At 63.1% G+C, this 20,489-nt stretch carries 22 protein-coding genes; 16 read left to right on the forward strand and 6 right to left on the reverse strand.

All coding sequences use genetic code 11. From position 1 onward, the window contains the following. Positions 1-27: 27 nt before the first annotated feature. Positions 28-1,434 carry a tRNA (N6-isopentenyl adenosine(37)-C2)-methylthiotransferase MiaB gene (gene miaB / locus ABB25_RS08455; RefSeq protein WP_057665843.1) on the reverse strand — a complete coding sequence of 469 codons (1,407 nt, stop codon included), beginning with the start codon at positions 1,432-1,434 and terminating at the stop codon, positions 28-30. Positions 1,435-1,587: 153 nt separating this feature from the next. Between miaB and ABB25_RS08460 the strand changes: the two genes are divergently transcribed. The 6 genes from ABB25_RS08460 (at position 1,588) to ABB25_RS08485 (ending at position 6,491) form a co-directional block, all read left to right on the forward strand. Beyond that, positions 1,588-2,490, forward strand: a complete 903-nt coding sequence (locus tag ABB25_RS08460) for a lytic transglycosylase domain-containing protein (protein ID WP_057665845.1) — start codon at positions 1,588-1,590, stop codon at positions 2,488-2,490. A 139-nt stretch (positions 2,491-2,629) separates the two neighbouring features. Then, positions 2,630-3,250 (forward strand): ubiquinol-cytochrome c reductase iron-sulfur subunit, encoded by a 621-nt coding sequence (gene petA / locus ABB25_RS08465; RefSeq protein ID WP_057665847.1) that lies wholly within the window; start codon positions 2,630-2,632, stop codon positions 3,248-3,250. Between the two features lie 2 nt (positions 3,251-3,252). Beyond that, entirely contained in the window at positions 3,253-4,512 is a 1,260-nt protein-coding gene (locus ABB25_RS08470; protein WP_057665849.1) for a cytochrome b, read from the forward strand. Beyond that, positions 4,505-5,248: a cytochrome c1 gene (locus ABB25_RS08475; RefSeq protein WP_057665850.1), complete on the forward strand. Its 744-nt coding sequence runs from the start codon at positions 4,505-4,507 to the stop codon at positions 5,246-5,248. Before ABB25_RS08470 ends, ABB25_RS08475 begins: the two co-directional genes overlap by 8 nt. 47 nt (positions 5,249-5,295) lie before the next feature. Further along, positions 5,296-5,943 carry a glutathione S-transferase N-terminal domain-containing protein gene (locus tag ABB25_RS08480; RefSeq protein ID WP_425477321.1) on the forward strand — a complete coding sequence of 216 codons (648 nt, stop codon included), beginning with the start codon at positions 5,296-5,298 and terminating at the stop codon, positions 5,941-5,943. 41 nt (positions 5,944-5,984) lie between these two features. Continuing rightward, positions 5,985-6,491 carry a ClpXP protease specificity-enhancing factor gene (locus ABB25_RS08485; protein ID WP_057665854.1) on the forward strand — a complete coding sequence of 169 codons (507 nt, stop codon included), beginning with the start codon at positions 5,985-5,987 and terminating at the stop codon, positions 6,489-6,491. A gap of 27 nt (positions 6,492-6,518) precedes the next feature. On the opposite strand, the gene ABB25_RS08490 is transcribed toward ABB25_RS08485, so the two are convergent. The 3 genes from ABB25_RS08490 to ABB25_RS08500 all read right to left on the reverse strand — a co-directional run bounded on the left by ABB25_RS08490 (position 6,519) and on the right by ABB25_RS08500 (position 8,189). Continuing rightward, positions 6,519-6,887: a DUF3301 domain-containing protein gene (locus tag ABB25_RS08490; RefSeq protein ID WP_057665855.1), complete on the reverse strand. Its 369-nt coding sequence runs from the start codon at positions 6,885-6,887 to the stop codon at positions 6,519-6,521. 9 nt (positions 6,888-6,896) lie between these two features. Beyond that, on the reverse strand, positions 6,897-7,841 hold the full coding sequence (locus tag ABB25_RS08495) for a DUF2272 domain-containing protein (protein ID WP_057665857.1): 945 nt from the start codon (positions 7,839-7,841) through the stop codon (positions 6,897-6,899). Positions 7,842-7,919: 78 nt separating this feature from the next. Continuing rightward, positions 7,920-8,189 (reverse strand): Trm112 family protein, encoded by a 270-nt coding sequence (locus ABB25_RS08500; RefSeq protein ID WP_057665859.1) that lies wholly within the window; start codon positions 8,187-8,189, stop codon positions 7,920-7,922. A gap of 62 nt (positions 8,190-8,251) precedes the next feature. Between ABB25_RS08500 and purE the strand changes: the two genes are divergently transcribed. Beyond that, positions 8,252-8,755 carry a 5-(carboxyamino)imidazole ribonucleotide mutase gene (purE, locus tag ABB25_RS08505; RefSeq protein ID WP_057665861.1) on the forward strand — a complete coding sequence of 168 codons (504 nt, stop codon included), beginning with the start codon at positions 8,252-8,254 and terminating at the stop codon, positions 8,753-8,755. Then, positions 8,752-9,897 carry a 5-(carboxyamino)imidazole ribonucleotide synthase gene (locus tag ABB25_RS08510; RefSeq protein ID WP_057665863.1) on the forward strand — a complete coding sequence of 382 codons (1,146 nt, stop codon included), beginning with the start codon at positions 8,752-8,754 and terminating at the stop codon, positions 9,895-9,897. Before purE ends, ABB25_RS08510 begins: the two co-directional genes overlap by 4 nt. Positions 9,898-9,944: 47 nt before the next feature. Here ABB25_RS08510 and ABB25_RS08515 read toward each other — a convergent pair whose 3' ends face one another. Next, entirely contained in the window at positions 9,945-10,514 is a 570-nt protein-coding gene (locus ABB25_RS08515; protein WP_057665865.1) for a Fe-Mn family superoxide dismutase, read from the reverse strand. A gap of 107 nt (positions 10,515-10,621) precedes the next feature. Here ABB25_RS08515 and grxD point away from each other — a divergent pair, with 107 nt between their 5' ends. From grxD to ppnN, 4 genes are all read left to right on the forward strand, one after another. Then, entirely contained in the window at positions 10,622-10,942 is a 321-nt protein-coding gene (gene grxD / locus ABB25_RS08520; RefSeq protein ID WP_057665867.1) for a Grx4 family monothiol glutaredoxin, read from the forward strand. Then, complete coding sequence (locus tag ABB25_RS08525; protein ID WP_057665869.1) at positions 10,939-11,625, forward strand: SDR family NAD(P)-dependent oxidoreductase; 687 nt, start codon at positions 10,939-10,941, stop codon at positions 11,623-11,625. Before grxD ends, ABB25_RS08525 begins: the two co-directional genes overlap by 4 nt. 319 nt (positions 11,626-11,944) lie before the next feature. Beyond that, positions 11,945-15,157, forward strand: a complete 3,213-nt coding sequence (locus ABB25_RS08530) for a TonB-dependent receptor (RefSeq protein WP_083488203.1) — start codon at positions 11,945-11,947, stop codon at positions 15,155-15,157. Positions 15,158-15,267: 110 nt separating this feature from the next. After that, a complete protein-coding gene (gene ppnN, locus ABB25_RS08535; protein WP_057665872.1) occupies positions 15,268-16,656 on the forward strand; it encodes a nucleotide 5'-monophosphate nucleosidase PpnN in 1,389 nt (462 codons plus the stop codon). Here ppnN and ABB25_RS08540 read toward each other — a convergent pair. After that, positions 16,638-17,639, reverse strand: a complete 1,002-nt coding sequence (locus tag ABB25_RS08540) for a sensor histidine kinase (protein WP_160319424.1) — start codon at positions 17,637-17,639, stop codon at positions 16,638-16,640. The genes ppnN and ABB25_RS08540 overlap by 19 nt on opposite strands. A gap of 128 nt (positions 17,640-17,767) precedes the next feature. On the opposite strand from ABB25_RS08540, the gene ABB25_RS08545 reads away from it, so the two are divergent. Genes ABB25_RS08545 through ABB25_RS08560 form a run of 4 tightly spaced genes read left to right on the forward strand, consistent with a single transcriptional unit; the run spans position 17,768 to position 20,466 of the window. Beyond that, the gene (locus tag ABB25_RS08545) at positions 17,768-18,316 is read left to right on the forward strand and encodes a GspH/FimT family pseudopilin (protein WP_057666103.1); all 549 of its coding nucleotides are present in this window, start codon (positions 17,768-17,770) and stop codon (positions 18,314-18,316) included. Then, complete coding sequence (gene pilV / locus ABB25_RS08550; RefSeq protein ID WP_057665877.1) at positions 18,316-18,828, forward strand: type IV pilus modification protein PilV; 513 nt, start codon at positions 18,316-18,318, stop codon at positions 18,826-18,828. Before ABB25_RS08545 ends, pilV begins: the two co-directional genes overlap by 1 nt. Further along, complete coding sequence (locus tag ABB25_RS08555) at positions 18,825-19,817, forward strand: prepilin-type N-terminal cleavage/methylation domain-containing protein (protein ID WP_057665879.1); 993 nt, start codon at positions 18,825-18,827, stop codon at positions 19,815-19,817. Before pilV ends, ABB25_RS08555 begins: the two co-directional genes overlap by 4 nt. 10 nt (positions 19,818-19,827) lie before the next feature. Then, positions 19,828-20,466, forward strand: coding sequence for a pilus assembly PilX family protein (locus ABB25_RS08560; protein ID WP_083488206.1), 639 nt, complete (start codon positions 19,828-19,830; stop codon positions 20,464-20,466). Positions 20,467-20,489: the final 23 nt, after the last annotated feature.

The following is a 20,489-nucleotide window of genomic DNA, read 5'->3' on the forward strand; positions in this document are numbered from 1 at the left end:
CGATGGATCGCGACCCTGGCCGTTGCGTCAGTCCAGGCCGACAACCCGGCCGCGCAGCGAGTTGCTCAGCGCGTGGGTGATCTGCACATCGACAAACTGGCCGATCAACCGCGCCGGGGCCGGGAAGTTGACCGAGCGCATGTTCTCGGTCTTGCCGGTCAGCTCGTTGGGATCCTTGCGCGAGGGGCCTTCGACCAGCACGGTCTGCACGCTGCCGACCATGGCTTCGGAAATCTTCGCCGCATTGGCATTGATCGCCGCCTGCAGCCGGCTCAGGCGTGCATGCTTTTCGGCATCGCTGACATCATCTGCCAGGTCGGCGGCCGGGGTGCCCGGGCGGCGCGAGTAGATGAAGGAGAAACTCTGGTCAAAGCCCACGTCCTGAATCAGCTTCATGGTCTTTTCGAAATCGGCCTCGGTCTCGCCGGGGAAGCCGACGATGAAGTCCGAGGAAATCGAAATGTCCGGGCGCACCGCGCGCAGCTTGCGGATCCGGGACTTGAACTCCAGCGCGGTGTAGCCGCGCTTCATTGCCGACAGGATGCGGTCGCTGCCGGCCTGCACCGGCAGGTGCAGGAAGTTGGCCAGCTTTGGGACGTCACGGTAGGCATCCACCAGCGAGTCGGAGAACTCCAGCGGGTGGGAAGTGGTGAAACGGATGCGGCCGACACCGTCGATCTCGGCGATGGCGCGGATCAGCAGGCCCAGGTCGGCAAACTCTCCGTCGCCATACGGGCCGCGGTAGGCATTGACGTTCTGGCCGAGCAGGTTGATCTCGCGCACGCCCTGGGCGGCGAGCTGGGCGCACTCGACCAGCACGTCCTCGAACGGACGGCTGACCTCGGTGCCACGGGTGTAAGGCACCACGCAGAAGCTGCAGTACTTCGAGCACCCTTCCATGATCGAGACGAAGGCGCTCGGGCCCTCGGCGCGCGGCTCGGGCAGCCTGTCGAACTTCTCGATCTCCGGGAAGGAGATGTCCACCTGCGGCTTCTTCTCGGCGCGGCGGGCGGCGATCAGTTCGGGAAGGCGATGCAGGGTCTGTGGGCCGAACACCAGGTCCACGTACGGGGCGCGCTTGATGATCGCCTCGCCCTCCTGGGAGGCCACGCAGCCACCGACACCGATGATCACGTCACGGCCGTCCTTCTTCAGCTCCTTCCAGCGGCCGAGCTGGCTGAACACCTTTTCCTGGGCTTTTTCGCGGATCGAGCAGGTGTTGACCAGCACCACATCGGCTTCTTCCGGGTTGTCGGTCAGCTCCAGGCCTTCGGATGCGGCAAGTACGTCGGCCATCTTGGCCGAGTCGTACTCGTTCATCTGGCAACCGTGGGTCTTGATGTAGAGCTTGCCGCGGGCACCGCCGGCAATCGGCTGGCGCTGGCCAGGCAGGGGCAGCAGGGTGGGGGCGGTATCGGTGGTTTCGCGGGTCATGATGATGTCGTGCTTCCCGGGCCTGGCGGTTATTCCAGACGGGTGGAGGGGCGCGCGCAAACTGCGGCGGTCAGTCACATATTGTATGCCAGCCAGCCTGGATCGACAGTCCGGGGCTTGGCAGCGCGGGCCGGCTGGGACAGACTTGCCCGCATGAAGGGGAGTCTGGGGACCATTGCAGTGTTTCTGGCCATGCTCGGCTGCGCGCCGGCGTGGGCCGGTACGCTGTACAAATGCGTCGGCAATGACGGTGTGCCCGCGTATGTCAGCAAACGGGTCGCTGCTGCGCGTTGCGAGGTGGTCAGCCGCTACCGTCCGCAGGCCTCGCGGCCGGCCATTGCCCCGGCGGTGGCGTCACCGCCGCCCACTGCTGCCGCTACCACTGTTGCAGCGGCAGCCACTGCCCGTCCGGCGCAGGTCGCTGCCACTGCGGCAGCCAGCCCATCCCCGGCCGTGGCCACGGGTGGCCGTGCCGGGCGCTCGGTCAGTGGGCAGGTCTACAGCTACATGAAGGACGGGGTGCGTCACTACTCCAGCCAGCGCCCGGCCGGCAGCCAGGGGCCGGTACGCACGATTGCCTACACCTATATCGAGCGGTGTTTTGCCTGTGGCAGCAACAGCAGGGTCAACTTTGGTTCGGTTCGCCTCAATACCAATGCCTACCGCGATGAGATCGCCGCGGCAGCACGCCAGTTCGGGGTGGAAGAGGCCGTGGTGCGTGCGGTGATCCATGCCGAATCGGCCTTCAATCCGACTGCGGTCAGCCATGCCGGCGCCCAGGGGTTGATGCAGCTGATGCCGGCGACGGCGCGCCGTTTTGGCGTCTCCGACAGTTTTGATGCCAGCCAGAACATCCGCGGCGGTGTGCAGTACCTGTCCTGGTTGCTGCGGCGCTTCAATGGCAACCTGACCCTGGCTGCGGCCGGTTACAACGCCGGCGAGGGCGCGGTTGACCGTCATGGCGGGGTGCCGCCTTACCGTGAAACCCAGAACTATGTGGTGCGGGTGGCGCAGCTTGCCGAGCGTTATCGCAGCGAGGGGGTTGTCAGTCAATAAAGGCGTGCTGCAATGCAGGATCCATCTGCGTTGTGTGTCCGTTAAGCATTCCGCTACACTCCCAACGGATTCAAGGGCGAAAGGCCCCCACCTTTTGCCGGCAGCCACTTACGCTACCTAATCAAAATCGGAGTGCCGCATGGCCAACGATGGGGTAAACGATCCAGTCAACGCCGGTCGTCGAAAGTTTCTCACCGCCACCACGGCTGTTGTCGGGGCGGTCGGTGCCGGGTTTGTCGCAGTACCTTTCATCAAGTCATGGAGCCCCAGTACCCGTGCCAAGCTGGCCGGTGCACCGGTGGTGGCTGACATCAGTGCCCTGCAGGAAGGTCAGCGGATGATCCTGGAATGGCGTGGTCAGCCGATCTGGATCGTCAAGCGCTCGCAGGCCATTCTGGCCGCGCTGCCGGGCCTGGACGGGCGCCTGCGTGATCCGGACTCGGAAAATGCCGAGCAGCAGCCGGATTATGTGCTGGCCGAAAACCGCCAGTTGCGCTCGATCAAACCGGAGATTTCGGTGCTGGTCGGCCTGTGCACCCACCTGGGCTGTGCGCCGGAAATGGTCGCCGAGATCCGTCCCGAGCCGTATGACGCGCAGTGGAAAGGCGGCTATTTCTGCCCCTGCCACAAGTCGCGTTTCGACATGGCCGGGCGGGTGTTCCAGGACGTGCCGGCGCCGACCAACCTGGTGGTACCGCCGCATCATTACGCCGATGACAACACCATCGTCATTGGTGTTGATCCGCAGGGAGGGGTGTGAGCATGCGCAATCCGATCACGCGCGCCGTTGGCGGCGTCCAGCACTGGGTCAATGAGCGCGCCCCGGGCCTGGGGCCAACGCTGCACAAGCATCTCACCGGTTATTACGCGCCGAAGAACTTCAACCTCTGGTACTACTTCGGCTCGCTGGCGCTGTTGGTGCTGGTCAACCAGATTGTGACCGGCATCTTCCTGACCATGCACTACAAGCCCAGCGCGGCCGAGGCCTTTGCCTCGGTGGAATACATCATGCGCGATGTGGAGTGGGGCTGGCTGATCCGCTACATGCATTCCACCGGGGCCTCGCTGTTCTTCATCGTGGTCTACCTGCACATGTTCCGCGGGCTGATGTACGGCTCCTACCAGAAGCCGCGTGAGCTGGTGTGGATCCTGGGCATGCTGATCTACCTGGTGCTGATGGCCGAGGCCTTCATGGGCTATGTGCTGCCGTGGGGGCAGATGTCGTTCTGGGGCGCCAAGGTGATCATCTCGCTGTTTGGTGCCATCCCGGTGATCGGCAATGGCCTGACCGAGTGGATCATGGGTGATTACCTGCCCGGCGATGCCACGATCAACCGCTTCTTCGCCCTGCATGTGATTGCGCTGCCGCTGGTGCTGCTGTTGCTGGTGGTGCTGCACCTGGCCGCGCTGCACGAGGTCGGCTCCAACAATCCGGACGGGGTCGATGTCAAGCATGGCCCCAAGGGCAACCGCTGGTCGGCCACCGCGCCGGCCGACAGCATTCCCTTCCACCCGTACTACACGGTCAAGGACCTGTTCGGTGTTGGCTGCCTGCTGATCATCGCCGCCTTCATCATCTTCTTTGCCCCGGGCTTTGGTGGCCTGTTCCTGGAGCATGACAACTTCACCGAGGCCAACCGGCTGGTGACCCCGCCGCACATCAAGCCGGTGTGGTACTACACCCCGTACTACGCGATGCTGCGCGTGGTGCCGGACAAGCTGGGCGGGGTGATCGTGATGTTTGCCGCGATCGCGATCCTGTTCCTGGTGCCGTGGCTGGACAAGGCCAGGGTCAAGTCGATCCGCTACCGCGGCCTGCTCAGCCGGCTGATGCTGGCGATGCTGGTGGTGTGCTTTGTCTGGCTGGGGATCATCGGTTCGGGCCCGGGTACGGCGGCCTGGGAAACCTGGGTCGGGCGGGTGCTGACCCTGCTGTACTTTGCCTTCTTCATCACGATGCCGATATGGACGCGGCTGGACAAGACCAAGCCGGTTCCGGAAAGGGTGACCCTCCATGACTAATCGCCGTTTCCTGTCTCTGCTGGCCGCTGGCGCGATGTTGCTGGCCTCGGCCTGGAGCCATGCCGCTGGCGGCGGTGCGCTGCAGTCGGCCGGCAATGATCTGGGTGATCAAGCCTCGCTGCAGCGGGGGGCGCAGCTGTTCACCAACTACTGCGCCGGCTGTCATTCGCTGAAGTACCTGCGTTATTCGCGCATGGCTGAAGATCTGGGCCTGAGCGAGGAGCAGATGCAGTCCAGCCTGAACTTCAGCGGCGCCGCTTTCGGCGAGCACATCACCACGCCGATGCCGCCCGCCGCCGAGAAGTGGTTCGGCAAACTGCCGCCGGACCTGAGCCTGGTGGCGCGCGTACGTGGCAACGACTGGTTGTATACCTACCTGCTCTCGTTCTACCAGGATGAGCAGGCGGTCCTGGGCTGGAACAACCAGCTGTTCCCGGATGTGGCCATGCCCAATGCCTTGTGGGAGCTGCAGGGTCTGCAGCGCCCGGTGTACGCGCCGCAGCCGGACCAGTCCGGCAACCCACAGGTGGTCGGTGTGCAGCTGGCAGCGCCCGGTGCGATGGAGCCGGCGCAGTTCAAGCAGGCCGCTCGCGATATCACCAACTTTCTGGCCTATGCTGCAGAACCTGCCGCGCTGAAACGGCAGACGCTGGGTATCTGGGTGATTTTGTTCCTGGTGGTGTTTACCTTGTTGGCCTGGATGCTCAAGCGCGAGTACTGGAAGGACGTGCACTGAGCGGTGTGCCTCCCCGAGCCCCCACCTTCCGGCAACCCCGGTTGCCCATGACGCCCATAGCGGGCACAGGTACCTTGATGCGTAATACCTTGACCTTGTTCTCCTCGACCGACGATGTGACCAGCCACCGTGTGCGCATGGTGCTTGCAGCCAAGGGTGTGGCATACGATCTGGTCCTGGTCGATCCGGCCAATCCGCCGGAGGATCTGCTGGACCTGAATCCCTACCAGAGCCTGCCGACGCTGGTCGAGCGCGAGCTGGTGCTGTATTCGCCCGGCGTGGTGGGGGAATATCTGGATGAGCGCTACCCGCACCCGCCGTTGATGCCGATCGATCCGCTCGGGCGTGCGCGTCTGCGTCTGGCGCTGGTGCGGCTTGAGCAGGACTGGGTGCCGCAGATCCATGTCGCAACCCATGGCAGCAAATCCCAGGCCGAGGCTGCACGCAAGCGGCTGCGCGAGCTGGTGGCCCAGTCGGTGCCGCTGTTCAAGGTCGCCAAGTTCTTCCTCAATCCGGAAATCAGCCTGGCCGACTGCGCGCTGGTGCCGATCCTGTGGCGTCTGCAGTCGCTGGGTGTGGCCCTGCCCAAGGACGGCAAGCCGCTGGAGGATTACGTCAACCGGATGTTCCGTCATCCGGCCTTCGTGCGCAGCCTGACCGATGCCGAACGCAAGCTGCGTGATTTGCCGGCCTGAGGCCTGCTTGTCGCTGGCAGGGCTGCGTTACACTGCCAGCCATGAGCCAAAGTACTTTCAGCATGACCAGTCACCGTCCCTACCTGCTGCGTGCGCTGGTGGAATGGATCAACGATAACGACATGACTCCGCACCTGCTGGTGGATGCCTCGGTGAGCGGGGTCATGGTTCCTCCCAGTGCCGTGCACGACGGGCGGGTTATCCTGAACATTGCCGAGCGCGCCGTTGCCCAGTTGCACATGGACAACCACGAGGTCAGTTTCAGTGCGCGGTTTGGTGGCGTCAGCCAGCCGGTACGGGTGCCGATCGCGGCGGTGCTGGCGGTGTATGCGCGCGAAAATGGCCAGGGCATGGCCTTGCCGGATGATCTTCCCGGCAGTGCCGAAGCGGCCGAAGATGACATCGTGATTGATGATCCGCAGCTGGTCCCCGCTGGTGGGCCGCAACTGGCGGCGGTGCCGAGCGTGGCGCGCAGTGATGACGGTGATGACGAGCCGCCAGCGCCGGGTGGCCCCGGCAAGCGCCCCTTCCTGCGGGTGGTCAAATAATCCAACGGCCGGTTCTACCGGCCGTTCTCATTTGTCCCTGGGTCCATCCAGTGGTTGCGGTGGCAGGCTGGCCTGGAAGACGACCGCAGGCTGCACCCGGGTCGGCCCGGTGAGCTGGACCAGTTGCTCGCCGCGCAGCACGATACGCCCGGCATGCCGGTCCGAGCCGTCGCGCGAGTATTCGAACCGGTAGGTGCGTTGAAACCCGAGCCAGCCGTTGGGCAGGCGGCAGGGGACGATGCCGATGGCATGCACCGACTGGTCCAGCCACTGCACCTGGGCATCCTGGCACGCCTTGCGACTGTGGTGGCTGGCCGCTTCGGCCGCAGCGCGGGAGGCGTTCCAGAACGCATAACCGGCAGCGCCGGCGATCATGAGCAGAATCAGGCTGGGCATCGGCGCACTTTACGGGGTGTCAGTGGTAGCGGCTAGTGGGGCTGGGTCGGGGCCGCGCAGTTGCAGCAGGGCGATCCAGCGTGGCGGATTCAGGCTGCACAGTTGCGGTTGCTGCACCGCGCAGTCCTGCGGGCTGCCAGCTGCCGGGGTGACCAGTGCGCCGCGCTCATTGACCGCAAGCAGACGCATGGTCACGGCGTTGAGTACATTGCCGCCGATGGTGTAGCTGGTACGGTTGCCGCCCGGGTTGCTGGCAACGACCAGGTCGCAGTGTGACTGCCAGCCGCCTGTCTGGCCGGCAGACAAGGCAGTGAGCAGACCCTGGTAATCCAGGTCGTCGCTGCGCCCACGCAGGTGGCACAGCAGGTCGCCGGGGCGGATGCGGGTCTGGTAGGGGTCGCTCAGCCGGTACGGGCCACGTTGCTGATGGCTGGCTGCGATGTAATCAAGATGTGCCGCCGAGGCGGGGAAGTCGTACACACCGGCCTGCATCATCAACCAGCTGATGAAGGCGGCTGACCAGGGGGTATCGAGCACAAAGCTGCGGCACAGTGCGCTGTCGACGGTAGTGGCCGGACTGGCGGAGGAGGTCGACAGGCAGGCGCTGCTGCCGGGATGGGCCGAGGTCCTGTGCAGGGTATTGCTGCCCAGCCAATACGCGGCTACGCGCTGCCAGGCGCGCAGGCCATCATCGGCGAGCATCCCGTTTTCGGCCTCGGTGACCGGCAGGCGGGCGAGCCGGCCCTGGCGGTCGATGAACGGGCTGTGCCACAGCCGGTGTTCATTGCAGGCGCTGCGTACCAGTGCCTGGGCCTGTGGTGCCGTGCCGTGGGGCAGCGGCAGCTGGCACGGGTCCAGCTCGGTCGTGGCCTGGGCGGGGACAATGTCCTGCGCGCTGGCGGTGGTACTGGTGCCGGCAAGCAGGGTGGCAAGCAGGAACAGTGGGCGCATCATGATGTGTCTCCGCAGGCAGGCAGAGGCGGTGCGGCCTGAACGGTGTGGTGGTTGCGCGCACACCGTCCCGCAGCTGGCTCAGGCCTTGGCCAGGCCGGCGATGCTGGCACAGGCAATCGCTTCTTCCGGCAGCAACACCGGGATGCCGTCTTCTACCCGGTAGATGTGCGCGCGGTCGGCGGTGATCAGTGCTTCGCGCAGAGGCTTGTCCAGCGTGCTGCCATCGGCGCGTTGGATGCTGCCGGCGCTGATGGCGGCATTGAGCGCCTGCAGACCGGCGCTGTCCAGCAGCGCCAGCGGCTGGCGGGTGTCGGGAGATACGAGCAGGTCGAGCAGTTTGCGGTCCATTACAGTCAAGTCTTGCGTGGAAGACGGCTAGAATACGTCTTTACTGCAGCACACGGCCAACAATGAGCACCAACACCCCCGCACCCCTGGTCGGCCTGGTCATGGGTTCCCGTTCGGACTGGGAAACCATGCAGCATGCCGCCGCCAAGCTCGATGCCCTCGGCGTCGCCTACGAAGTGAAGGTGGTTTCGGCCCACCGCACCCCGGATGTGCTGTTCAGCTATTCCGAACAGGCACAGGCGCGCGGCCTGCGCGCGATCATTGCCGGTGCCGGCGGCGCGGCCCATCTGCCGGGCATGATCGCGGCCAAGACCGCCGTGCCGGTGCTCGGCGTGCCGGTGCAGTCCAAGGCCTTGAACGGCATGGATTCGCTGTTGTCGATCGTGCAGATGCCCGCCGGCGTGCCGGTGGCCACCTTTGCCATCGGCCAGGCCGGTGCGGCCAATGCCGGCCTGTTTGCCGCCGCCCTGCTTGCGCATGACCACCCGGCGATCGCGCAGGCGCTGGCTGATTTCCGTAGCGCGCAGACGGCGCTGGTGATGGAAAACGACGACCCCCGCCTATGAAAACCGTCGGCATTCTCGGTGGCGGGCAGCTGGCCCGCATGATGATCCTGGCCGGTGCGCCGCTGGGGCTGCGCTTCCGCATCTACGACCCATCGCCGGAGGCTTGTGCCGGCCAGCTGGCGCCGCTGGTGAACGGGCAGTTTGATGACCTGGCGGCGCTGCAGGCCTTCGCTGGCAGCGTGGATGTGATCACCTTCGACTTTGAAAATGTGCCGGCCGCCAGCGTGGCGGCGTTGTCGGCACTGCGGCCGGTGTTTCCCAATGCCGGTGCCTTGGCCGTGGCCCAGGACCGGCTCAGTGAAAAGCGGCTGTTCCAGGCCCTCGGTATCGCCTTGCCGGCATTTGCCGACATCGACTCACTGGCCACGCTGCAGGCCAGGGTCGCCGAGTTCGGCATGCCCTGCATCCTGAAGACGCGGCGTCTGGGCTATGACGGCAAGGGCCAGTTCCGCATCCGGAGCCAGGCTGACATTGGCGCTGCCTGGCAGGCCCTCGGGGCGCAGGTGGATGCCGTCGGCTTGATCCTGGAAGGCTTCGTGGATTTTGACTGCGAGCTCAGCGTGGTGGCTGCACGCAATGCTGCCGGCCAGTTCGTGGCCTGGCCGGTGACCCGCAACTGGCATGTCGATGGCGTGCTGTCGGCCTCGCTGGCGCCATGTGGCCTGCCCGCGGCGGTGCAGGAGCGCGCAGTGGCGCATGCGCGTGCGGTGGCCGAACATCTGGATTACGTCGGCGTGTTTGCGCTGGAGCTGTTCCATTGCGACGGTGCGCTGCTGGTCAACGAGATGGCGCCGCGGGTGCACAACTCCGGCCACTGGACCGGTGATGGTGCGCAGACCAGCCAGTTTGCCAATCATCTGCGCGCCGGCCTGGGGCTGCCGCTTGGCGATACCGCTGTGCTGGGTGTGGCCTGCATGCTCAATTGGCTGGGGCAGATGCCCGAGGCGGCGCCGGTGCTGGCCCAGGCTGCGGGCTTCTGGCATGACTACGGCAAGCAACCGCGTGCCGGGCGCAAGGTCGGGCATGCCAATTTCCGTACCGACGATGCCCCGGCGATGGCCCGGGCATTGCAGCAGGTAGGGCAGGCGCTGGGGCGTGAGGCCCAGGTGGCGCCGCTGCTGGATGCCTTGTCAGTGGCGTAATTGCTGCCCGGGCAAGGGGCGACGGCTCGCCCCTTGTCTGCGCCGGCTCAGCGCAGGTTGCGCTCGGCCATGTCCCAGTTGACCAGTTTCCAGAAGCCGGTCAGCCAGCTCGATCGGTCGCTGTTGCCCGGGCTGTCCCAGAGGGTGTGGTCCAGCGGGCAGGCCAGCACGGGGCGGGAGGTGCCGGTCAACGGATTGCCGATACCCGGATGCGAGGTGACCGCCAGCCGGCCGTCGGCCTGTTCGACCAGCCAGATCCAGCCGTCAGCCGGCAGCTGTGCCGCGTGCTGGCTGAAGGATTCCTGCAGTGCGCCCAATGAGCCAAAGTCGCTCTTGATGCGCTCGCCGATACGCCCGCCCGGCTCGGCAGGGCTCCTGCTGCACAGCCCATCCCAGAAAAAACGCTGGTTCAGGCAGCTTGCCGCCAGCTCGAAGGTCTGGCCCTGACTGCTGGCAACCACGACATCCAGTTCCATCTGCGCCAGGTCACTGCCCGTCAATGCATTGCACAGGGCTTGCTGCAGGCCGGCCAGGCGGGCAAGGTGCGTGCCGACCACCTCGCTGCTGATATGGGGCTGCAGCGCAGTGCTGGGATAGGGGAGAATATAGGTATCCACGATCTGATCCGGTGCCGTCCTTGTGGACAGGCATACAATACGAAGACTATAGCGCCAGTCTGACGTTACCGTTGGCTGGGCTGGCAATCACAGGCGGGAGCACGCACTTGGCGTTGATCGAGCAAATCCAGGCGATGGTTGAGCAGCATCCAATGATTCTATTCATGAAGGGTACGCCGCAGTTGCCGATGTGTGGATATTCCAGCCAGGCGGTGCAGGCACTGCAGGCGGCCGGGGCTGGCCAATTGAAGACGATAAACGTCCTGGCCGATCCCGAGCTGCGTGCCAACCTGCCGCGTTTTTCCAACTGGCCAACTTTTCCGCAGTTGTTCGTCCATGGCGAGTTGATCGGTGGCAGCGAGATCATCATCGAGCTGCTCGAAGCCGGTGAGCTGCAACGCATTGTCGCCGAGGCGGGCGTGGTATGAGTCCAGGCCTCCTGGCAGGCCAGGTGGTGGTGGTTACCGGTGCCAGCGGTGGGCTCGGTGGTGCGATGGCCCAGGTATGCAGCCGTGCCGGTGCGCAGGTGGTTGCCAGTGGCCGCCATCTGCGGCGGCTCGATGCGCTGTATCAGAAGATCCTGGCCGAGGGAGGGCAGATCCAGCTCTATCCGCTGGATCTGGAAGGCGCGCAGCCGGCCGATCACCAGCAGTTGGTCGAACGGGTTATTGACGAATACGGCCGCCTGGACCTGCTGGTGCATTGTGCCGCCGACTTTCCGGGGCTGACGCCGATGATGCATGCCGATCCGGCTGCCCTGGCGCGGGCGCTGCACGTCAATCTCACCGCGCGCCTGTGGTTGACCCAGGCGGCGCTGCCGGCCTTGCAGGCGGCCAGCGGTGCGGTGGTGTTTGCGCTGGACCACGCCGAGCGTGGGGAGCAGGCCTACTGGGGGGGGTATGGTTTGGCCCAATCAGCACAGCATGCACTGATGGCGATGTTGCGCGCCGAGCTGCACAACAGCCGTGTCCAGATCCATGCACTGTGTCCGCCGCCGATGCCGACGGCGCTGCGCGCACGCGCCTATGGCCATGAGGTGGCGCAGATCGCGCGTCCGCTGGAAGTGGCTGCAGCGTGGCTGGATAACCGGTATCGTGCGGCGCAGGTGTAAGTAATTTGTTGCGCAGGGGTGGGGGCGCGGGGGGCGCAAAAACAGGGCCTTCTGCCTGCTGGATTGTCAGCTTTTCCCGGATGTCAGTCATGTAAATCAGTGACTTACAGTCGGGCGTTGGTCGTTGTTCTGTCGCAAAGTGGTCACAATTGCGGTCTATTGTGTTAACCTGTTTTTAACCGTATCGACTGCAACAACTTGCATTGAAAGTCGTCCCGGTTGGGACACCCAAGATTCAGCCGATCAGTCGCCCAGTCGTTCCTGGGGCTGAAGGATCGCGTTTTTTACCAATCGCCAACTCGTATCGAGGCTACCCATAATGAACCACCCACGTCTCCGGATGTCCAAGCTGACCCTTGGCCTGGTGGCTGCACTTGCAGCTGCGCCGGCTTTCGCCCAGAGCACCTCTGCCGGTGTCGGCGGTCAGGTCCTGTCCAATGCCGGCCAGCCGGTCATTGGTGCCGAAGTTGTCATTACCCACAATGAGTCGGGTACCGTCAGCCGCGCAACCACCGATGCATCCGGTCGCTACAACGCCCGCGGTCTGCGCGTGGGTGGTCCGTACACCATCACCATCACCAAGCCTGGTGAAGGCACCAAGACCGAAGAGGGTGTCTACCTGAACCTGAACCAGGTCAACACCGTCAACGCTGCCCTGACCGGCGATGTCGCCACCCTGGAAGGCGTCACTGCCTATGCCGTGGCCGGTGGTTCGGAAATCTTCAGTGCCAACAAGATGGGCACCGGCACCAACCTGAACCGCGACATGATCGAAGCCATGCCTTCGGCCAACCGCAACATCCAGGACTACATGCGCCTTGACCCGCGCATCTCGCAGGTCAGCAAGGCTGACGGTGCGATCTCGGCCGGTGGCCAGAACACCCGTTACAACGCCATCCGCATCGACGGTATTGGCGCTTCGGATCCGTTCGGCCTGGAATCCAATGGCCTGCCGACCGAGCGTCAGCCGGTCTCGATGGATGCCATCGAAGAAATCAACATCGACCTGGCCAACTACGACACCACCATCTCCGGTGGTACCGGTGCGGTGGTCAACGCCGTGACCAAGTCGGGTACCAATGAGTTCCACGGCACCGTCTATTACACCTACCGCGACAAGGACATGGTCCGTGATCGCCTGGAAGGCGACCGCGAAGACTTCAGCGGCTTCGACAAGGAAACCACCATGGGCATGACCCTGGGTGGCCCGATCGTCAAGGACAAGCTGTTCTTCTTCGCCAACTACGAAAAGTACGAGCGTGAAGCCCCGGGCATTGCCCTGAGCAGCACCCCGTACGGCAATGGCTCGATCACCGATGCCGACATCGCCACTGTGCAGCAGTACATGTCCGGCCTGGGCTATGACGTCGGTGGCCTGACCACTCCCGATGCCACCACCGAGATCGAGGAATACGCGGTCAAGCTGGACTGGAACATCAACGAAAACCATCGTGCAGCCCTGCGCTACAACAAGATGGAACAGAACGTGATGCGTTTCCCGGGCCTGGGCAACAGCACCGTTTCGCTGAGCAGCTACTGGTACGCACAGCCGAAGGCTTACGAGACCTGGATGGGTGAGCTGTTCTCCAACTGGAGCGACAACTTCACCACCGAGTTCAAGGTCTCGCACAAGGATTATTCGGCTGTTCGCGTCCCGGGCGTGAACCTGCCGCAGATCCGTATCAACGGTTTTGCCAACAACAACGCACTGCTGCTGGGCACCGAGCAGAACACCCACGTCAATATCGTTGAATCCAAGGAGCTGAATGCCTTTGGTGCCGGTACCTGGTATGTCGGTGACCACACGCTGAAGTTCGGTTTCGACTACAGCGACAACGACCTGATGAACTTCTACGGCCGTAACCTCAACGGTGTGTATGAGTTTGCCAACATGGCTGCCTTCCTGGCAGGTGAGCCGACCCGTTACCAGCTGCGTGCACCGCGTCCGGGCGGCAGCCGTGACGACATCCCGGCGGCCTTCACCCTGAAGAACACCGGCCTGTTCGTGCAGGACACCTGGGCGGTCAATTACAACCTGAACGTGATGGCTGGCGTCCGCGTCGACATGCCGTCCTTCAGCGACCAGCGCCTGTACAACCCGCGCATCGAGGCCGAGTACGGCTACAACAACACCAACCTGGTCGATGACAAGCTGGTGCAGCCGCGCGTCGGCTTCAACTACACCTTCGACAGCGATCGCCCGACCCAGCTGCGTGGTGGCGTCGGCCTGTTCGGCGGTGCTGCCCCGAACGTGTGGCTCGGCGGTGCGTACTCCAACACCGGTCTGAACTACCAGGAATACGACCTGCGCAACCCGGGTGCGATCTTCACTCCGGACGTCAACAATCCGTATGTCCCGGGCTCTGCCGTTGCCGGTCGTGACAACGTCGACCTGGTCGAGCCGGGCACCAAGCTGCCGTCGGTGTGGAAGGCCAACCTGGCGTTCGACCACGAGCTGCCGTGGTACGGCATCACCGCATCGGCCGAAGTGCTGTTCACCAAGGTCAATGACGGTCTGTACTTCGAGCGTCTGGACATCACTGATGGTGTTGCTGGCCCGACCGCTTACGGTCAGGACGGTCGTGCGATCTACTGGAACGCCGCTGGCCTGGATCCGGCCAACGCTGGCCGTTTCGGCACTGAAAACGGCACCAACGGTGCTGGCAACCGTGCCAGCCGCCCGAACTGGGTCGGCGACGTGATGCTGCTGCGCAACACCGACAAGGGCCGTGGTGCACAGGCGACCTTCGCGCTGTCCAAGGCGATGACCGACAAGTGGGCCTGGTCGCTGGGTTACACCTACACCGAGGCTACCGAAGTCAGTCCGCTGGCCAGCTCGCAGAACACCTCGAACTGGTCGGGCACCCTGATCAACAACGCCAACGAAAACGTTGCCTATAACTCGCGTTATGCCATCAAGGACCGTGTCACCGGTACCGTCGAGTTCAAGCACAACTTCTTCGGTGACTATGCCACCCGCTTTGGCATGTTCTACGAAGGCCGCTCGGGCCGTCCGTTCAGCTACATCTACTACAACGATGTGAACGGTGACAGCGCCACCACCAACGATCTGTTCTATGTCCCGAACGGTTACGGTGATGTGCAGTGGGTCGGTGGTGCAGCGATGGAGAAGCAGTTCTTCGACTGGCTGGCCAAGAATCCGGAACTGGCGGCCTACCAGGGCCAGATCGCTCCGGCCAACGGCTTCCGTTCCAGCTGGGTGAACAACTTCGACGTGCGCATCAGCCAGGAACTGCCGGGCTTCTTCAAGGGCCACAAGTCCGAGATCGCGCTGGACATCATGAATGTCGGCAACCTGCTCAACAAGGACTGGGGCCTGATCGAAGACTACGGCTTCTACTCGACCCGTCGCGTTGCCAACTACGCTGGCATTGACCCGGCCACCGGCAAGTATGTGTACAACTTCACCGGCTCGACCGACAACGAAGCGGTGCAGGAAAACAACAACGACAAGGGCAACACCGCCGTGTCGCGCTGGTCGATGATGCTGAGCTTCAAGTACAAGTTCTGATGCCTTGACGGATCAGTTCTGAACAGGGGAACGGCCGGGGCAACCCGGCCGTTTCTCTTTTTGGCGGCCGGCGCTAAAGTCGCTGGGTTGATAAGAGGACATTCAAAGTTATGAGCAACAACGAGCAGCGCCAGCGTGCACTCCCGGTACAGAATGCGCGCATTTTCCCGCGTGGCGAGCTGGATATTCTTTCGCGGGTGGAAGTGGCGCGTCTGCGCGATGCCTCTTCCGGAGGCATGCATGACCTGCTGCGCCGTTGTGCGCTGGCGGTGCTGACCAGCGGCAGTGCTTCGGATGATCCGCGTGCAGCCTCGGACCTGTACCCGGACTTTGATATCCAGGTCACCCAGCAGGACCGCGGCGTGTTGATCGACCTGGTCAATGCGCCGGCACAGGCGTTTGTCGATGGCGTCATCATCAAGGGCATTGCCGAGCTGCTGTATGCCGTGGTGCGCGACCTGGCCTATACCGCGATCGAGCTGGGGCCGGAATATGCGGCCGAGCTGGAATCCTCCGAAGGCATCACCAATGCAGTATTCGGATTGATGCGCAATGCGCGTGGCCTGCAGCCAGGGGATCCGAACCTGGTGGTGTGCTGGGGTGGCCACTCGATTCCGCGTGATGAATATCTGTACACCAAGCAGGTTGGTTACGAGCTGGGCCTGCGCGGGCTGGATATCTGTACCGGTTGCGGCCCGGGTGCGATGAAGGGGCCGATGAAGGGCGCCACCATTGCCCATGCCAAGCAGCGCAAGCATCCAGCGCGTTATATCGGCATCACCGAGCCGGGCATCATTGCCGCCGAATCACCCAATCCGATAGTCAATCATCTGGTGATCATGCCGGATATTGAAAAACGCCTGGAATCGTTCGTACGTCTGGGCCACGGCATCATCGTCTTCCCCGGCGGCGTGGGCACGGCCGAGGAAATCCTCTACCTGCTGGGCATCCTGCTGCGTGAGGAAAACAAGGACCTGCCATTCCCTCTGGTGCTGACCGGTCCGGCGGTGGCCGCGCCGTATTTCGAGCAGATTGACCGTTTCATCCGTTTGACGCTGGGCGATGCCGCTGCAGCGCGCTACCAGATCATCGTCGGCGACCCGCCGGCCGTGGCCCGGGCGATGGCGGCAGGCATCAAGCAGGTGCGCGAATACCGCCTGCACAACAAGGACTCGTTCTACTTCAACTGGGGCCTGCATATCCCGCTGGAATTCCAGCAGCCCTTCGAGCCCACCCACGAGGCGATGGCCGCGCTGGACCTGCACAGGAACCGTCCGCCGCATGCGCTGGCAGCGGATTTGCGGCGTGCGTTCTCCGGCATTGTTGCCGGCAACGTCAAGGAGCCGAGCATGCGCCGGATCGAGCAGTACGGCCCGTTTGAAATCAATGGTGATGCCGAGCTGATGGCATCGCTGGATGCCTTGCTGCGCGCCTTTGTCGAGCAGCGCCGGATGAAGATCGCCGGCGACTACAAGCCCTGCTACCGCGTGGTGACCTGATCGCCCAATGGCAACTGCAGGCGGGCATGGAAGTGCCCGTCTGCCTGCCAGGTTTCCAGCCGGGCCTGTTCGCTGTACGCGGCCAGGCGCGCACGCACGGCCTCCAGTCCGACACCATGGCCATGATGGTGCCGCGCGCCTGCTGCATGCAGCGGGTTGCCGATGTCGATCACCATCCGGTCCTGTTCCAGCCTGGCGTGGATCTGGATCAGGCTGCTGCCATGTGAGCGTTCAACCCCGTGATGCACCGCATTCTCGACCAGGGGTTGCAGGCAGAGCGGGGGAATGGCCAAGGCAGGCAAGGGATCAGGCAGCTGCCAGTGGGTCTGCAGGCGATCGCCAAAACGTGCCTGTTCGATGGCGATATAACGCCGGCACAGGTCTATTTCTTCTGCCAGCGTAATGGTGCTGGCGGGCGAAAGCGCACTTCGGAACAGGTCGGCCATGTCGATCAGCAGGTTCTCCGCGCGTGCCGGTTCGCTGCGTACCAGGGCGACGGCGGAGTTCAAGGTATTGAACAGGAAGTGCGGGCGTATCCGCGCCTGTAGCGCCTGTAGTTGAGCCTGACTGGCCTGGAGGGCGAGGCGTTGCAGTCGCAGGTGGTTTTCAATGATCCCTATGGACATCAGGCCTAGAAGGAGCGCCATCCCGCAGCCAGCCACTGCAAGATTCTGCAGCGGGGCACCTGGTGGAATCAGTGGTACCGGCAGTATTGTGTTGAAAAAAAACAGTGTGGTGGCGGTTACGATCAGCAGCAGGATGAGGATGGCAACCATCTGTGCTGTCGATGAAAGTCGGCTCAGTCCATGATGCGTCATATGGATCAGTGCCAGCGTCCCGAAGATGATCCACTGTATGATCAAGGAGTTGACGCCAAACCACACGGGCCTGTCATGTGGGATGCCGGGGGCAAGTGCCATCAGCAAGGCAAGTGCCTCGCCACAGAAAAATGCCCACGCCAGGAATTGGCCGGTCGACAACACTTGCAGGTGTTGGTTGTAGCGGGGGAGTGAGGCCGTTCGGCTGTGTTTTTGCACCGTCTGTCGCTCAGCCTGTGGAGTCGGAGAGTGGTTTGGCTATGCTTATTGTGCCATTGGTGCGGGGAAGGTTGATGCTGTCCAGGAAACGTCAAACGGGTGTGCTGAATGGAGGGTGTGCTGGCCAGTGCGGTTTCACACTGGTAGAGCTCATGGTGACAGTTTTGGTGCTGTCCATTCTCGTAGGTATTGCAATACCAAGCATGACGGGGCTGATCAATACCAATCGGCTGGCAGGCCAGGCCAACGAGTTGGTATCGGCGCTCCAGGTGGCCCGCAGTGAGGCCATCCGTCAAAACGCCGGGGTCACCGTTTGTGCATCCACAGATGGTCTTGTCTGTTCTGATGCCGGTACCTGGACCCATTGGTTGGTGCGCGGTGGCCGCGACAATGAGGTCATACAGTCCGGTCTGATCAACGGATCGGTGCGGATCAGTGCTGCGGGTTATCCGGTACGTTTCCGTGCTGATGGCCTGGCGCGCTCGGCCGCTGGTGGGCTGGCGGCAGCCACCATCACGCTGTGCATCCCGACCACGCGGCCTGCGCAGAACCAACGGCAGGTGACATTGAGCAGAGGCTCACGGATTGAGGTCGTGCCAGTCAACGGCGGAGGGGCTTGCTGATGAACCATCGTGTCTATTCGCCCCGGGGGCGTCAAACAGGGGCCAGTCTGATCGAGGTGTTGGTGGCGGTGCTGATCCTCGGCGTTGGATTGCTGGGCGTCGCGGCCATGCAGGCTGCCTCGCTGCGCAACAGCCAGAGTGCGTATGAAAATACGCAGGCGGTTGCGCAGAGTTACGCCATTTTGGACATCCTGCGCGCCAATCGTGTCGAAGCGGTGGCGGGCAGCTTCAATACCGGGTCAATGCGCTGTGTGGCGGCGGACATTGACAGTGAACATTCCGCAGGCAAGCAAGCCGCCCAGGCCGATGTGAATGCATGGGTTGCCGGCTTGAAGCGCAATATCGGCAGCGCAGGTGATACCTCCACGTGTGGCTCCATAGAGTGTGCGGCCAATACCTTTGGTGGTGCAGACTGCACGATTGCCGTGCAATGGGATGACAGTCGCGGCACTGCTGTGGACACAGGGGCTGGTGATGATGAGCGCACGATCGAAACAGTGGTGGCCATATGACAGGTGAGCTGAAAATCACGCGGATGCATTGCCAGGCCGGCTTGACGCTGATCGAGCTGATGATCGCGATGCTGTTGGGCCTGCTGGTGGTGCTGGCTGCAGGTGGTATTTTTCTCAGTAACCAGCAAGCCTCGCGCTCTACGCAGGCGGTGGGTTACATGCAGGATGCATCCTTGTTTGCCTTTGAGCTGATTGCCAAGGATGTGCGCGAAGCAGGTGGCAATGCCTGCGACGCCGGGTTGATCCCGAATGTTCTCGCCACAGCAGCGGCGGGCGCCACTCCATCGGGCAGCAACTGGTTTCTGGCTTTTGATCACCCGTTGTTCGGGTTCGAGGCCAATGCCGCTGGTTCGCCCGCGCACCAGACCGGTGCAGATGTGCTTCAGTTGATACGCATGGGCGATGACGTCCGCACGGTCAGTGTGCAGCCTGCGGCTGTCGGGCCCAGTTTTACCTATGTCCCGGCGAGCCCGGCAATTGGGTCTGCACAGTACGTTTACGTGTGTGACCACGCGGTGCTGGGGGTGTTCAACAGTGGCAGCACCGAAATCAGCGGCGGTGCGCTCGCAGTGCCCGCATCGGGAAATACCTGTACTTATTTTTCACGCCCCAATGCTGCGACGTGCGGCGGCACCGGTATTGCCTATCAGTACGACAAGTACGCCATGCTGGGTACGGTCCAGGGAGTGCGTTGGTTTACGCGTGATACCACCAATGGCCCTGCCTTGTTTCGTCAAGTCAATGATGGTGCGGCCGAGGAGGTCCTGCGTGGTGTCGGCAATCTGCAGTTGAGCTACTTGACCCCTGCAGGGTATGTCCTCGCTTCGGATTTGCTCACTGCAACAGGCTGGCAAGAGGTGCGCGCGGTGCGGATCACGATGGATCTGGTGGAAGAGGGGCGTAGTGGTGTGGGCGCAGCTGGCGCAGGCGCTTCCCAACTTTCGCGTCGCGTGGAACATGTGGTGACCCTGCGTAATCGTGTCCTGTGAGGGTGAATCGATGACACATAAATCACAACAGCAAGGTGCCGCATTGGTCGTGGTGCTTATTCTTCTGCTGGTTATGACCATTCTGGGTTTGGTTGTCGTGCGTGGTACTGCATTGAACGAACGCATGAGTGCCAACATGTATGACCGCAGCTTGGCTTTTCAGCAGGCTGAGACAGCGTTGCGCGAGGCTGAGCAACTGGTGCGCGACACTGTCATTGCCAATGGCAATGGCTGGGTCATCGGCGTGAAATGTGGGCCGGATCCGACGCCTGGCCGTGGCGGTGCCACTGGTATTGCGGATGCAACCCAGTGCGGCCTGCCGGATGCGGCGGTTGCCGGAACCACCTGTTCAGGTAATGGGTCGCTCACCTCGCATTGCTGGCGCAATGTCAGCGCGGACAGGTTGCAGGTTGCAGGTCTGCCAACGGCGGGTGCACCACAATATATGATCCAGTTCATGGGTTTGCGCGATGCCCACGAAGATTTGAACCTGGGCTCTGGCGCCGGCAGCAATCAATATGGTGGCGGTGGTGGTAGTGCGGTCCAGGAGGCGCTGTTCCGCATCGTTGCCAGGAGTCAGAATCCCGCCGCGGCAGCAGGGCAGGGTCGCTCGCTGGTTGTACTCCAGTCCAATGTGGCAGCACGCTGATGAATATTTTCAACAAGGCTTTG

Source organism: Stenotrophomonas koreensis, from assembly GCF_001431525.1.
GTDB lineage: Bacteria > Pseudomonadota > Gammaproteobacteria > Xanthomonadales > Xanthomonadaceae > Stenotrophomonas > Stenotrophomonas koreensis.